The following is a 13,119-nucleotide window of genomic DNA, read 5'->3' as shown; positions in this document are numbered from 1 at the left end:
CACATGAAAGCAGAAATCATCTCCATCGGTGACGAACTCCTGATCGGGCAGGTCATCAATACAAATCAGGCTTTCATCGCCGAGAAACTGAACTCCATCGGCATACCCGTTTCCCGAATGACGACGGTGGGGGACGATGAACAGGCCATTCTCGATTCCTTCGCCGAGGCGTTGGACAACAGCGACGTCGTGCTGGTAACCGGCTCCTGGATTCCTGTTCGAACGAGACAGGCAGTTGCTCGTTGTCATGCCCGGAGTCCCCTTTGAGATGAAGGCGATGATGGAGAACTTCGTTCTGCCCTTCTTCGCGGTACGGGCAACAGGGCTGGTGATCCAGCACCGGACGTTGAAGACCACCGGCATTGGAGAATCGTTTCTCGCAGAGCAAATCGGAGATGTTCACGCGCTCTTTGGCCCCGGCGACGGTACGACGCTCGCTTTCCTGCCGGGTCCGACCGGCACGCGGCTTCGGATCACCGTTCGGGCAGAAAACGCTGCTGCAGCGCAGTTGCAGGTCGATAAGGTTGAAGAGGCTCTCCGCGCGAAAGCCGGAAAGTACATTTACGCCGGCGAGGACGAGGAACTCGAGCACGTCATTGGCAAACTCTTGATGGAACGGCATCTCACCCTGGCAGTCGCGGAGTCCTGCACCGGCGGACTCATCTCCGACAGGATCACAAACGTATCGGGGAGCTCGCGGTACTTCGAGCGGTCGTACATCACCTACAGCAACGATTCAAAGACAGCGGACCTGGGTGTGCCGCACGAACTCATTCAACGCCACGGGGCCGTGAGCCGCGAAGTGGCCGAGGCAATGGCACTGGGAGCACGCACAAAATCGGGCACCGACATCGGTCTTTCGACCACAGGGATCGCGGGTCCGACCGGCGGCTCGGAGGAAAAACCAGTGGGCCTCGCCTGGATCGGATATTCTGACAGCACTGGCACGATTGCTCTTCGCTTCCACCTCGGTGACGAACGGCGAAGGATCAAGGAGCGGACAGCGCAGGCAGCGCTCGAACTCCTGAGAAGGAAACTGCTCAAAATCGAATCGTGAGATCCTGATGCCCCTGAATCGAGCATTCATCGCCCTCCCTCTTCCGGCAGAGATCCGGCGAGAGTTCGCAACTCTTCAGAAGCAGCTTATCGAATCTCAGGCCGACGTCAAGTGGGACACGTCGGACAAGTTTCACATCACGTTGAAGTTCCTTGGCGACGTGGAATCGTCGCAGCCCGGCCTTCTGGCGAAGGAGGTCCAGAATTCCATTGGCACTTTCCGGCATTTCGATCTCTCCTTTGTGACTCTGGGCGCCTTTCCGAATCCCGGCAGGCCTCGCGTCGTGTGGATCGGAAGTGAGCAAAACGAGGACGTGACAGGCCTTCAACGAAGCGTTGAGATGGCGTGTAGTTCGTTCGGGTTCGCAAAAGAAGATCGGCCGTTTCACGCACACGTCACGCTTGGCAGAGTGAAGGGGGATCGCAACATCGACCGCTTGACAGCCAAACTAAAATCCATTACTTTCAAACCGTTGATAGCCCGCTGCACGGAAGTGCACATCATTCGCAGTGAGTTGAAACCAGCCGGCTCAGTGTACACTCTCTTGAATTCAATTCCTCTTGCATCTTAATTAGGAGCTTCCATGTCCGAATCAGTTAACAAAGAAGCACGTTCTCAGGCCCTCAAGATCGCCATCGATCAGATCGAGAAGCAGCACGGCAAGGGAGCAATCATGAAACTCTCGGAGGGCCCGATCGCGAAGGTCGATGCGATATCGACCGGATCGATTTCCCTCGACGCTGCGCTTGGGATCGGCGGGATTCCGCGCGGACGCGTCGTCGAGATCTTCGGACCTGAATCATCCGGAAAAACCACCATCTGTCTCCATCTGCTCGCGGAAGTTCAGAAGACCGGGGGTGTCGGAGCGTTCATTGACACCGAGCATGCCCTCGACCTCGCCTATGCCAAGAAGCTCGGCGTGGATGTCAACAACCTTTTGATCTCACAGCCGGAGTTTGGCGAGCAGGCTCTCGAAATCGTCGAGACCCTCGTCCGGAGCAATGCGCTCGACCTTGTCATCATCGACTCAGTGGCAGCGCTGACGCCACGGGCGGAGATCGAGGGCGAAATGGGCGATCCCACGATGGGCGTGCAGGCACGCCTGATGTCTCAGGCTCTTCGGAAGCTCACGGCAGCCATCAGCAAATCGAAAACGACGGTAATGTTTACGAACCAGCTTCGCCAGAAAATCGGCGTCATGTTCGGGAATCCCGAGACAACGACAGGCGGCAACGCTTTGAAGTTCTACGCGTCGGTCCGTCTCGACGTCCGCCGTATCGAGGCGCTGAAAGATGGTCAGAATATCATCGGCAACAGGACGCGCGTCAAGGTGGTGAAGAACAAGGTCGCTCCTCCTTTCAAAGAAGCACAATTCGATATCCTGTACAATGAAGGGATTTCGAAACTGGGCGACCTCATCGACACCGCCGTCGATCAGAATATCATTGCCAAGAGCGGCTCGTGGTTCTCCTATAAGGAGGATAGAATCGGGCAGGGACGAGATTCTGTAAAGACGTATCTGCAGGGGAACGCCGTGCTTGCGACAGAGATCGACACAGCGGTCCGGCGCAAACTCGGGCTCCTCCCAGCAGAGCCGGTACCAGCCGCACCATCAAAGGCCGAGCCTGCAGCAGCGACCAAGAAAGCACCTAAGAGCTAGAGCGGCGAACAGGCATGCTTATCACGAGGATTCAGAAAGTCCGCCGAGCGCGCAGCAGGTACGAAATCTCGCTTGACGAAAAACCCGCCTTTCACGTCAGCGAGTCTCTTCTCGTGAAGGCAGGTCTGTTCACAGGGAAATCCATCGACCAGGGGGAAATCGACAAGCTCCTTCTGGCCGATGCATGCGAGCGGGCGAACCAGATCGCCGTCAATTTCATTTCTTATCGCCCGCGCAGTTCGAAGGAAGTTACCGATAAGCTGGTCCGTAAGGGTTTCACCGAAGACATCGTCCATGCCGTGGTGGAACATCTTCGCGAGATCTTCCTCATCAACGACCTTGAGTTTGCGAGAATGTTCGTGAGGGACAAACTCCGCGGAAAACCAGTGGGAAGAGCTCTTCTGCGAAGAAAGCTGATGGAAAAAGGGATCTCCTTTCAGGCAACAGAGCGAGTGATTAAGGAGTATGTCACTGACGAGAATGAGCAGGAAGCAGCCCGAACGCTCGCAACCCGAAAACTCAAGATGAGCGGGGCCCGCTTTTCCGACCTTGAACCGGCTGTGCGCCAGAAGCGGCTGGCCGACTATCTTCTGAACCGCGGATTCTCCACCGAAGTGGCGTACAAAACCGCCCGCAGCATTCTCCGATAGCGATCCCAATGAAACCATCGGCCCCCAGCCATCCGTTCATCAAAGTCACGTTCCTCATAGGCGCCATCGCATGTGCGTTCTGGATCGGATCGCTTTTCCCGGATCTTGTTCTGGCTCTCATCCTCTCTGCACTCGCGGCGTTCATCCTCGGACCATTTGTCTCTGCGATCGAGAGCAGGTTTGGCATGAAACGCGTTCCGGCAATCATCATAACGTTTATCACGGTCGGCGGTGCGCTGGTCTTCCTCCTTTCATTACTGCTCCCCCTGCTGCTCGATCGGCTCATCTCGATCCACGGACAGATACAGCAATTCCCCTTTGAGGCAAAGCTCCAGGAGCTGACGAAAGGACTCGAGGGGACTATTCCATTTGTCAACAGCGCTTCACTTGCTCAGTCGATCCATGGGGCAATCCAGAGCGCCGCCGACGAGGCAGGCAACTCCATACAGAAAGCACTTGGGACACTCGTCACGCTCGTGATCGTCCCATTCGTCACGTACTTTCTTCTCGCTGACGGGCGCAGGGCATTCACTGCGCTCATCAGGCGTGTGCCGAACCACTATTTTGAAATGACGTTGAACGTCGTCCTGAAAATCCGGCGACAACTTGTCGGATATTTCAAAGGATGGCTTCTTGATTCCATGATCATCGGACTCCTGACCATCGTCGGCCTGAGTATTCTCGGCATCCAGTATTCGATCATTATCGGCGTTCTCGCAGGTATCGCCAATCTTGTCCCCTATCTGGGGCCTCTTGTCGGCGCAAGCCTGGCGATCCTTGTCTCCCTCACTCAGGTGGGCGATTTCGGGATGGTCGGATCCATCATCATCCTGACGGTGATCATACGAATGATCGATGATTTTGTCGTTCAGCCGCTCTGCTTTGCGAAATCGGTCGACATGCATCCCCTGACAGTGATTCTGCTGCTTCTTATCGGCCACGAAATTATGGGGATCGGCGGCATGCTCCTTGCCATTCCACTTGCCACGATCATCAAGGTATCCGCAGTCGAGACATTCTGGGGTCTCAAGAATTACCGCATTACGGCGTAACGACCAAACAGCTGTTCTCCTACTCACATCCCGATCGGTCACACGACCCGATGCTTACCGTCCATGCCACGCATCCAACGCTCAGAGCAAGTTCGCTTCTAGCCTTCCTTCTTACCGGGTTCGCTGTCGCGTCCCTTTTTCCTTCACTCCTTGTAGCAATGATCTTCTCGCTGCTCCTCGCGTTCATCCTTAGGCCGCTTGTCCGGTTTTTCGAAATCCATCTTGGTATCCGTCGCACAATTTCTGTCGCGATGGTCTTCCTGGCTCTGATTATCTTTCTGCTTATCAGCGCGGCCAACGGCATACCCGACCTCATGAACTACGCGCGCGGGCTGTACACGGGATTTCAGAATTTTCCCCTTGATCGTAAGCTTGATGAGCTTGTGCACGATGTGACGAAGGGGCTCCCTTTCATCAATCCGCAATCGGCATCTGCGAGAATTCGCTCGATGATTGACGAGAGCATCCAGGCAGTAGGGCATGGGGCAGCATCTGCGGCGGGCTCTGCCTTCAGCTTCCTTATTGTGCCTTTTGTGACGTACTTCGCTCTTGCCGAGGGAGATCGCGCTGCGAAACGGCTTCTCGAACGCGTGCCCAATAAGTATTTTGAGATGACCTTAAACGTCGTCGACAAGATCCAGAAAGACCTCGTCGGATACCTGCGCGGATGGCTCCTCGATTCGCTGGTCGTCGGCGTACTGAATGTCATCGGCTTTTACGTTATCGGCGTTCAGTACGCGCTCTTGCTGGGTGTCATTTCAGGCATATCGAATCTCATTCCCTACGTCGGACCGTTTGTCGGCGTGATTCCCGTGTTCCTGATTTCAGTTACACAGACAGGCGATCTCAGTCTCATTCCACCAATCGCCATGATGACACTCGTTGTACAGCTCGTCGACAACATTGTGGTCCAGCCTCTATGTTTCGCCAAGACCGTAGATATGCACCCCCTGACGGTCATCGTCGTCTTAATCGTCGGGAACCAGCTTATGGGCGTCCTCGGCATGCTTCTCGCCATTCCACTCTATACGATCCTCAAAGTGACTGCCGTCGAAACACATTGGGGACTCAGAGAATACCGCATTACCGCATAAGGAACCGCCATGGCCCGCGTAGTGCTTGACATCGAAACCCTGGGCTATCCATTCGAGTCGTTCGACGAGGTTCGCCAGGAATATCTTTTGAAATTCGCCGAAACGGAGGCGCAGCGCACGGAAGCGATCCAGAAGCTGAGCCTGTACCCGGCGACCGCCCAGATTATCGCGATCGGCATGCTCAACCCTGACACCAATCGCGGCAAAGTCATCTTCCAATCCGACCACGCGGGCGACTCGGTCTCAGAAGACGGCCAGATTCAGTTCGTCTCTTGTCCGGAAACAGAAATCCTGGGTCACTTCTGGAACGATATCACGAAGTACGAGCAGTTCATCACCTTCAACGGACGCGGATTCGACTGCCCGTTTCTGATGCTCCGTTCGGCCATCCTGCAGGTACAGCCGAGCCGGAACCTGATGCCCTACCGTTACGATTCCAACGTCCACTGCGATCTCCTTGACCAGCTGACGTTCTACGGGGCCACGCGCAAGTTCAGTCTCGACTTCTACTGTAAGTCGTTCGGGATTGAGAGTCCGAAATCCCATGGCGTGACAGGACTCGATCTTGGGAGGTTATTTGGGCAGAAGAGATTTCAGGATATCGCCAACTACTGTCTGGGCGACGTGAAAGCGACCGCAGAACTCTTCGCAAGGTGGGAACAGCATCTGAAGTTTTAGCGATCGGCGACGTCTGACAAGAACACCCACTGTATCCACACGAAGCCAGCATAGAAACACGAAAGCCGCTTGATACTCAAGCGGCTTTCTGTTAAGCACCCTCTTACATTGAAGCCTAAGACCGGCTCAGTTCCTTCCAAATACCTGCTGCGGCAACGAGCTTCAGCAAGTCCCACCAGGAAAAAATCAAAAAGCCCGCAGTGAATGAAGAGTTCCAGTTGTGGTAGTACACAGCATTCAACTGCGCCGTTCCAAATGCGAAAATCAGAATGAGTCCAAGAGTCATGGCGGTCACCCCCCACGCGTACGTCACCAGATACTGACTGAGGCGACCTTCGACTACCCTGAGCGACTCAGGACGCAGCGAAACAAGATAGCCGATCAAGTACGCGGCAATGGGAAAGCTCAGAAGGTACCCGCCTGAAGGACCGAGGAGCCTGGCCAGACCGGCCGATCCGCTGGAAAAGACAGGCATTCCAATCGCCCCCATTCCGAGATACATCAACATGCTGAGGAAACCGTTTCGCTTGCCCAGCAATCCCCCTGCAAGAAGGACGAAGAATGTTTGCAGCGTAAACGGAATAGGATGGTGCGGGATTTCTATCTGTGCTCCGATCGCTGTGAAGACAGCGAACGAGACGATCCAAAAAACCTGTGCGACGATATGCTCACTCCCCAGGGCGACCAATCGTGAGAGTGATGCCTGCTTGACGTCCAACATAGATGCGCTCCTCAAAAAGGGTGTGTGAGTTAAAATACCCAATTGTGTCCCGAGATGCAATATGACATGACTTTGGATTTCTACGTTTTTGGAGTACATTGGCAAACACCTTTCCCAACCGGAGTCAGCATGAAACGACTTTTGTTTGCTCTTCTTATCACCTGCAGCGCATACGCTCAAAGAGTACCGGAGTTTTTCCCCGGCGGCACGCACAACCGCGCCGTCATCACGCCAGAGTCTGTGCTCGGCTACGAGATTGGTGAACGCTTTACGACGCATGCATCGATCAATGCCGTTTTCGACAAGCTTGTTGCCTCATCCGATCGTATACGTCGTGTCCCCTACGGCGAAACAAACGAGCACAGGTCCCTTCAGGTTTTCATTGTCAGTTCACCCGGCAACCTGGGACGGCTCGAAGAAATCAGACGCGCGAATATTCGGTTGACCGATCCGAGGACATTCCAAACGAAAGGAGAAGCGGAAGCAATCATGTCCACGCTTCCTGTCATCGTGTATCTTTCGTACGGTGTGCACGGCAACGAGGCTTCCTCCCCCGAAGCGGCAATGGCAGTGGCATATCAACTCTGTGCCGGCACAGACAGCCGGACACAGTCAATTCTTGAAAACGCGATTGTGATCATCGACCCGAATGTGAACCCGGACGGACACGAGCGCTATGTTCAGTGGGTGAACTCCGTGCTCGGGACGAAGCCAAATCTCAATCCCTCCTCCCTAGAACACAGCGAATCGTGGCCGGGAGGCAGGACGAACCACTACTTCTTCGACCTGAACCGTGATCTGTCATGGCAGACGCAACAGGAAACCCGTGCACGTGTTCAGCTCTATCGGACCTGGATGCCGCATGTTCACGTCGATTATCACGAAATGGGATACTCAAGTTCGTACTTCTTCTTCCCCGCGGCGGTTCCGGTACACGAGTCGCTCCCATCCGAAGTTCTGAAATGGGGAAAGATCTTCGGCAAGGGGAACGCCGAGGCATTTGACAAACTTGGGTTGTCGTACTACGTCGGAGAGCAGTTTGATATGTTCTATCCGGGCTACGGCGATTCCTGGCCAACGTTCAATGGCGCTGTCGGCATGACATACGAACAAGCCGGCGGTTCCCGCGCGAGCCTTGCAGTTCGAAAACCGAACGGAGAAATTCTAACGCTCAGGCACCGCGCCCGCAATCATTTTGTGACAAGCATAGCAACACTCGAGACAAGCGTGACGAACAAAAAAGAACGGATCGAGGATTTCTACGGTTTCTGGATCACAGCTCCTCAGTCCGTCGGACTCATCAAAGGGTATCTCATCAGCAACACCGAAGACCCCACCCGCTCGAACAAAGTTATCGAGACACTTCTCCGACAGGGAATCGAAGTGCATCAGCTGACCGATGCGGTTGCACTTCAGGTTCAGGAGTATTATACATCTAAATGGACCAGGGAAAAGATTCCAAAAGGGACCTATTTCGTTTCAACCGTTCAGCCGCAGGCTCGACTCGTGAAGACATTGCTGGAACCTGTCACAGCAGTCCGCGATACTTTCTTCTATGATGTATCCGCATGGTCGCTTCCTATAGCGTCAGGACTCAAGGCATGGGCCTCCCAGTCTCCCCTGCCATCGGCGTCCATCCGGATAGATGCCCCTGTTCAAACCGCCGGCCGCATTATCGGCGACAAGCACGCGTACGCATATCTCATCCCATGGCAGCGCAACGGCGCAGTTCAATTAGTTTGGCAGCTACTCGAGCGCGGACATGCGCTTTCGGTCGCCCGTCGTCCCTTCGAAACCGCCGGTCAGCATTTCGTCGCCGGCACCGTTGTAGCTTTCGCAGGCTCGAACGGTGATTCCCTTGCCGATGATATCGAGACGTTGGCCAAAACACTTGGCGTCGATGTCTACAGTGCCGCGACTGGTCTCACTGACAACGGTATCAGCCTGGGCTCAAGCTATATCGCTCCGATGAAGAAGGCGAACATCGCCATCGCTGCCGGACCTCCGGTGAGTTCGAACGATTATGGAGAGCTTTGGTTCCTCTTCGAACGGGAATTGCATATGCCATTTACCGGAGTCCGAACCACCGAGTTGGCGGATGCCGACCTCTCGAAGTTCGATGTGATCATTCTACCGGATGCCTCGAATTATCAATCGGCATTTGATAGTGCAAAGACCGAGAAACTGAAGAGATGGATCCAGAACGGAGGCGTTTTGATCGGGATTGAAGGCGGAGCCCAATTCATGACGAAGGGGAAATCAGGAATCACCGGCGCATCACCCAGGGCCGAGAAGAAAGAGGATGAGAAGTCCAAGGAGGAAAAGGAGCAGGAGAAGTCAAAGAAGGAGCTTAGCAAACGTCAAACGCTGTTCGAAAAAGAAGAAAAGGACAGGCTGGGACGGATTCCCGGGACGATTTTCAGGGTTCTCGTTGACACGACTCACCCCATTGGATTCGGGGTTCCAAGAGAGATTTATGTTTTGAAGAACGACGCCCTTCCCCTCGATCTGAGCGAAACAGGTCATAACGTAGCCAGGTTTGCCAAAGACTCGGTTCAAACGAGCGGCTATGCCACCAAAGAGAAGGCACAGAAGATCTCCGAGTCGGCATACATACAGGATTTCCGCATCGGACGTGGCAGGGCGGTCCTTTTCGCTGAAAATATTACATTCAGACGGTTCTGGTCCGGACTCGAGAAGCTCCTGTTGAATTCGATCCTGTTCCTGCCGCAACCTGACTGAAACGGTGCATCGTGGACTGCGATTTCGAGAATTTCGTTGACTACTAGCCCCATTTTGGCTATCTTAGAAGCCCAATTCTTTTCTGAGTTGGGCTTTGTTTTTTGTAAAGTGGCCCCTTTTTCAACGGTCAGCCTGCATTCCCCACCGCGACGGGAAGTAGCTCGCTTCGCTTTTGCTGAGGGCACTTTTTGGGATTCGCTCTTTATCTCCATTGGGGTGTAGCCAAGCGGTAAGGCAGCGGCCTTTGGAGCCGCCATTCCCAGGTTCGATCCCTGGCACCCCAGCAAGATCAGTAACATGGGTCGGCTCATGTATATCGTCTGCGTGTTGCTGAGTAAGACAGAATAAAAGTTTAGTATCGGACAGTCAAGCGATCAGGCCGACAGAATATTGCGTCACAATGGAGGAAGAGTGCGGGAGAACAAAGGCAGGCATCCCGTCAGCTTTTCTGACGGGCATTCCCAGGTTCTGCGCCAAAGGCGCATCCGCTTTCAGCGGAGATCCCTGGCACCCCAGGAACGCGGATCGGCTAACAGATCTGCTTAACCATGTCGAATCGTCATCGCAGGTCCGATTATGAGTGATCTCAAGATCTTCTCGGGCAGAGCAAACCGTCCGCTGGCAGAGAAAATAGCGAAAGCGGCGGGCATTCCGTTGGGTCGGATCGAGTTGAAGAGTTTCAGTGACGGCGAGATTTGGGTCAAATATACTGACAACATCAGAGGCGACGACGTCTTCATCGTCCAGTCGACTCAACCTCCGGCGGAGAATTTGCTGGAGCTCCTGATATTGATCGATGCGGCACGTCGCGCATCTGCACGGAGGATCACCGCGGTGATCCCCTATTTCGGATACGCCCGCCAGGACAGAAAGGATCAGCCTCGCGTGTCGGTAACTGCGAAGCTTGTTGCGAACCTGATCACGGAAGCCGGCGCCGACCGTGTCATCACCATGGATTTACACGCAGCACAGATTCAGGGATTCTTTGATATTCCGCTCGATCACTTGTACGCATCAGCGGTCTTCGCCGATTATTTCCGGAAGAAGAAGATCCCGAACCTGGCCGTCGCGTCCCCCGACGTGGGCAGCCTGAAAATGGCCCGCTCGTATGCGCGCCGACTCGACGCCGAACTCGTCTTGATCGACAAGAGACGTCCGAAAGCGAATGAAGTCGAAGTACTGAACATCATCGGAAACGCTAACGGAAAGAACATACTGATCGTCGATGACCTGATCGACACTGCCGGGACATTCGTCAACGCGGTGAAGGCGCTTCGGGAAAAGGGAGCGAGAGATATCTACGGGGCATGCACGCACCCCATTCTCTCTGGCAAAGCGATGGAGCGAATCAACGAATCAGAAGTGACCTCGGTCATCGTCACAGACAGCGTCCCGCTTCGATCGGACTCGTCAAAGATTGAACTGCGGTCCGTCGCAAAGATCTTCGCAGAAGCGATTATTCGTACACACAACAATCAGTCAATAAGCTCGCTCTTTGACGTCGACAAGGATAAGATTTATTAGTTCAGTATAACTGAGGAGAAGGTACAATGTCAGAAATAGCAGTCACCGCTGAAGTCCGAACGGACATCGGGAAAAAAGCCAAACTATTGGTCAGGCAGGGCAAAGTTCCGGGGATTTATTACGGCCACGGACAAAACAATATTCCAATTGCCATTGGGGAATTGGTCCTGCAGCCTTTGTACAAATCTTCGGCGGCAAGCGTTATCAATCTCACGCTCGACGACGGTTCGAAGCACATGTGCATCCTGCGCGATGTGCAGTTTGATCCCGTCACAGACCGTCCGGTCCACTTCGATCTCTTCGGTTTGAACGAGAACGAAGAGGTGACGATAGAGGTGCCGGTGTCAGTCAAGGGGACAGCGCAAGGCGTCCGTGATGGTGGCATCCTGCAGCACATCATCCACCGTCTGCGCATCTCGTGCCTGCCAAAGAACATCCCTGATCGCATCGAGTTGAATGTCGAGGGTCTTGAGATCAACAAGTCGATCCACGTCCGGGACCTTTCGATCCCGAACGTCAAAGTGCTCGAAAACGAGAGCAGCACCGTCGTGGCTGTGGTTCCGCCGACCGTCCTGAAGGAAGCTGAGGCAGTTCCGGGTGCGGTGGTGGCAGAAGCGGCAGCCGAACCGGAAGTCATCACCAAGGGCAAGAAGCCTGAGGATGGTGCGGAAGAAGGCGCCAAAGAGGGCTCAGGCGGCAAAGCTCCCACTGTCGGCGGAAAAGCTCCCGCTGCCGGCGGCAAAGCTCCTGCAGCAGACAAAAAGTAATTTTGTTCTGATTCGCTAACCTATGTTCTTTGTCATCGGACTTGGCAATCCTGAAGGCAGGTATTCCGGAACGAGGCATAACATCGGGTTCGAAGTTGCCGACAGAATTGCGCGACGGCTCAGGTGTTCTTTCAAAGAAGGTCGGGGCGAATATCTGATCGCCAGAGGAGAAGCCGGCGAGACACCGCTGGCCATCGTGAAACCTCAGACTTACATGAATCAAAGCGGTCTTGCGGTGATGGAAATCCAGGAGGAGTTCGGGGTCACACCAGAGCAGTTCCTCGTCGTCTGTGATGATTTTCAGATTCCACTGGGCCAGCTTCGACTCCGTCTGCGGGGAAGCGACGGCGGGCACAACGGCCTCTCCTCGATCATCTACCACCTGCAGTCAGAAGAGTTTCCGCGGCTCCGGTGCGGGATTGCCTCTTCCTCGATGCCGAAGGAGAAAGACCTGCTGGCCGAATTTGTTCTAGAGCAGTTCACGGCAGTCGAACGTCCCGTGATTGACACTATGGTAGACGATGCCGCTCAAGCATGCCTCCTCGCTGTGACAGAGGGAATGGCCAGGTCAATGAACGAGTTCAACAAGAAACAATCATCCGAACAAGATCCAACACATAATCCATAAACCCTGCTCCGGCTTGCTCAACGCAAACAGCCGGGGCCGAATCTCATACCAGTCCAAAGGGAACAAGCACCATGTCAGACGTAAAACGGGTCTACGAAACGACCTTCATTGTCAATGCTTCCCTCGATGACCATCAAATCGATGCGGTGATCGAGAAAGTGAAGGACCTCATTATTAAAAACGGCGGAGAAATCCGCGAGTTCGTGAAATGGGGACGGAAGCGCTTTGCCTATCCGATCAGGAAAAAGAACAACGGTTTCTATGTCGTCATCGAATTCAGCGCACCCGGTGAAGTCATCGCGAAACTTGAACGGCATTATTTCCTCGATGAGAACGTGCTCCGGTACCTGTCTCTCGTGCTTGACAAGCGAGCACTGAAGGCCCGCACCGCTGCGGCTCTTCTTGCTGCTGAACAGCCCGCAGCAGAGGTCAAACCGGAAGAAGCACCGAAGCCCGTAGCGCCGGAAGCGGCGGCGGCTCCGACACAGGCGCCAACAGTGGCACCGGCCTGAGCCGTCATTTCGGGTCTCGACTAACTCATCGATC

At 54.5% G+C, this 13,119-nt stretch carries 14 protein-coding genes and 1 tRNA gene; 14 read left to right on the top strand and 1 reads right to left on the bottom strand.

What is annotated here, in order from left to right; genetic code table 11:
* Positions 1 to 3: 3 nt before the first annotated feature.
* From NTU47_07195 to NTU47_07160, 8 genes are read left to right on the top strand one after another with little or no spacing between them, the layout of a single operon-like run.
* Positions 4 to 267, top strand: a complete 264-nt coding sequence (locus NTU47_07195) for a molybdopterin-binding protein (protein MCX6133582.1) — start codon at positions 4 to 6, stop codon at positions 265 to 267.
* On the top strand, positions 248 to 1,057 hold the full coding sequence (locus tag NTU47_07190; GenBank protein MCX6133581.1) for a nicotinamide-nucleotide amidohydrolase family protein: 810 nt from the start codon (positions 248 to 250) through the stop codon (positions 1,055 to 1,057). Before NTU47_07195 ends, NTU47_07190 begins: the two co-directional genes overlap by 20 nt.
* Positions 1,058 to 1,064: 7 nt before the next feature.
* Positions 1,065 to 1,628 carry an RNA 2',3'-cyclic phosphodiesterase gene (thpR, locus tag NTU47_07185; GenBank protein MCX6133580.1) on the top strand — a complete coding sequence of 188 codons (564 nt, stop codon included), beginning with the start codon at positions 1,065 to 1,067 and terminating at the stop codon, positions 1,626 to 1,628.
* Positions 1,629 to 1,640: 12 nt separating this feature from the next.
* Positions 1,641 to 2,717, top strand: coding sequence for a recombinase RecA (recA, locus tag NTU47_07180; GenBank protein ID MCX6133579.1), 1,077 nt, complete (start codon positions 1,641 to 1,643; stop codon positions 2,715 to 2,717).
* A 14-nt stretch (positions 2,718 to 2,731) separates the two neighbouring features.
* A complete protein-coding gene (locus tag NTU47_07175) occupies positions 2,732 to 3,367 on the top strand; it encodes a RecX family transcriptional regulator (protein ID MCX6133578.1) in 636 nt (211 codons plus the stop codon).
* Positions 3,368 to 3,375: 8 nt separating this feature from the next.
* Entirely contained in the window at positions 3,376 to 4,419 is a 1,044-nt protein-coding gene (locus tag NTU47_07170) for an AI-2E family transporter (protein MCX6133577.1), read from the top strand.
* A 50-nt stretch (positions 4,420 to 4,469) separates the two neighbouring features.
* Positions 4,470 to 5,513: an AI-2E family transporter gene (locus tag NTU47_07165; protein MCX6133576.1), complete on the top strand. Its 1,044-nt coding sequence runs from the start codon at positions 4,470 to 4,472 to the stop codon at positions 5,511 to 5,513.
* Between the two features lie 9 nt (positions 5,514 to 5,522).
* A complete protein-coding gene (locus tag NTU47_07160) occupies positions 5,523 to 6,191 on the top strand; it encodes a ribonuclease H-like domain-containing protein (protein ID MCX6133575.1) in 669 nt (222 codons plus the stop codon).
* Between the two features lie 115 nt (positions 6,192 to 6,306).
* On the opposite strand, the gene NTU47_07155 is transcribed toward NTU47_07160, so the two are convergent.
* Positions 6,307 to 6,912: a biotin transporter BioY gene (locus tag NTU47_07155; GenBank protein ID MCX6133574.1), complete on the bottom strand. Its 606-nt coding sequence runs from the start codon at positions 6,910 to 6,912 to the stop codon at positions 6,307 to 6,309.
* A 129-nt stretch (positions 6,913 to 7,041) separates the two neighbouring features.
* On the opposite strand from NTU47_07155, the gene NTU47_07150 reads away from it, so the two are divergent.
* From NTU47_07150 to rpsF, 6 genes are all read left to right on the top strand, one after another.
* Positions 7,042 to 9,654, top strand: coding sequence for a M14 family metallopeptidase (locus NTU47_07150; GenBank protein ID MCX6133573.1), 2,613 nt, complete (start codon positions 7,042 to 7,044; stop codon positions 9,652 to 9,654).
* Positions 9,655 to 9,866: 212 nt separating this feature from the next.
* Positions 9,867 to 9,938, top strand: a tRNA-Gln gene (locus tag NTU47_07145).
* A 292-nt stretch (positions 9,939 to 10,230) separates the two neighbouring features.
* Positions 10,231 to 11,178 (top strand): ribose-phosphate pyrophosphokinase, encoded by a 948-nt coding sequence (locus tag NTU47_07140; GenBank protein MCX6133572.1) that lies wholly within the window; start codon positions 10,231 to 10,233, stop codon positions 11,176 to 11,178.
* 26 nt (positions 11,179 to 11,204) lie between these two features.
* Positions 11,205 to 11,945 carry a 50S ribosomal protein L25 gene (locus tag NTU47_07135; protein ID MCX6133571.1) on the top strand — a complete coding sequence of 247 codons (741 nt, stop codon included), beginning with the start codon at positions 11,205 to 11,207 and terminating at the stop codon, positions 11,943 to 11,945.
* A gap of 22 nt (positions 11,946 to 11,967) precedes the next feature.
* Entirely contained in the window at positions 11,968 to 12,573 is a 606-nt protein-coding gene (gene pth / locus NTU47_07130; protein ID MCX6133570.1) for an aminoacyl-tRNA hydrolase, read from the top strand.
* Positions 12,574 to 12,644: 71 nt separating this feature from the next.
* Positions 12,645 to 13,085 carry a 30S ribosomal protein S6 gene (gene rpsF, locus NTU47_07125; GenBank protein MCX6133569.1) on the top strand — a complete coding sequence of 147 codons (441 nt, stop codon included), beginning with the start codon at positions 12,645 to 12,647 and terminating at the stop codon, positions 13,083 to 13,085.
* Positions 13,086 to 13,119 lie beyond the last annotated feature (34 nt).

Source organism: Ignavibacteriales bacterium (assembly GCA_026390595.1).
Lineage (GTDB): Bacteria > Bacteroidota > Ignavibacteria > UBA10030 > UBA10030 > UBA9647.
Note: the sequence above shows the minus strand (reverse complement) of the source record. Positions and strands in the feature narration are given on the sequence as shown.

Excerpts from the sequence above, each read along its gene's own strand:
- NTU47_07195 (MCX6133582.1), top strand. The coding sequence starts at position 4 with ATGAAAGCAGAAATCATCTCCATCGGTGACGAACTCCTGATCGGGCAG.
- NTU47_07190 (MCX6133581.1), top strand. The coding sequence starts at position 248 with ATGCCCGGAGTCCCCTTTGAGATGAAGGCGATGATGGAGAACTTCGTT.
- thpR (MCX6133580.1), top strand. The coding sequence starts at position 1,065 with ATGCCCCTGAATCGAGCATTCATCGCCCTCCCTCTTCCGGCAGAGATC.
- recA (MCX6133579.1), top strand. The coding sequence starts at position 1,641 with ATGTCCGAATCAGTTAACAAAGAAGCACGTTCTCAGGCCCTCAAGATC.
- NTU47_07175 (MCX6133578.1), top strand. The coding sequence starts at position 2,732 with ATGCTTATCACGAGGATTCAGAAAGTCCGCCGAGCGCGCAGCAGGTAC.
- NTU47_07170 (MCX6133577.1), top strand. The coding sequence starts at position 3,376 with ATGAAACCATCGGCCCCCAGCCATCCGTTCATCAAAGTCACGTTCCTC.
- NTU47_07165 (MCX6133576.1), top strand. The coding sequence starts at position 4,470 with ATGCTTACCGTCCATGCCACGCATCCAACGCTCAGAGCAAGTTCGCTT.
- NTU47_07160 (MCX6133575.1), top strand. The coding sequence starts at position 5,523 with ATGGCCCGCGTAGTGCTTGACATCGAAACCCTGGGCTATCCATTCGAG.
- NTU47_07155 (MCX6133574.1), bottom strand. The coding sequence starts at position 6,912 with ATGTTGGACGTCAAGCAGGCATCACTCTCACGATTGGTCGCCCTGGGG.
- NTU47_07150 (MCX6133573.1), top strand. The coding sequence starts at position 7,042 with ATGAAACGACTTTTGTTTGCTCTTCTTATCACCTGCAGCGCATACGCT.
- NTU47_07140 (MCX6133572.1), top strand. The coding sequence starts at position 10,231 with ATGAGTGATCTCAAGATCTTCTCGGGCAGAGCAAACCGTCCGCTGGCA.
- NTU47_07135 (MCX6133571.1), top strand. The coding sequence starts at position 11,205 with ATGTCAGAAATAGCAGTCACCGCTGAAGTCCGAACGGACATCGGGAAA.
- pth (MCX6133570.1), top strand. The coding sequence starts at position 11,968 with ATGTTCTTTGTCATCGGACTTGGCAATCCTGAAGGCAGGTATTCCGGA.
- rpsF (MCX6133569.1), top strand. The coding sequence starts at position 12,645 with ATGTCAGACGTAAAACGGGTCTACGAAACGACCTTCATTGTCAATGCT.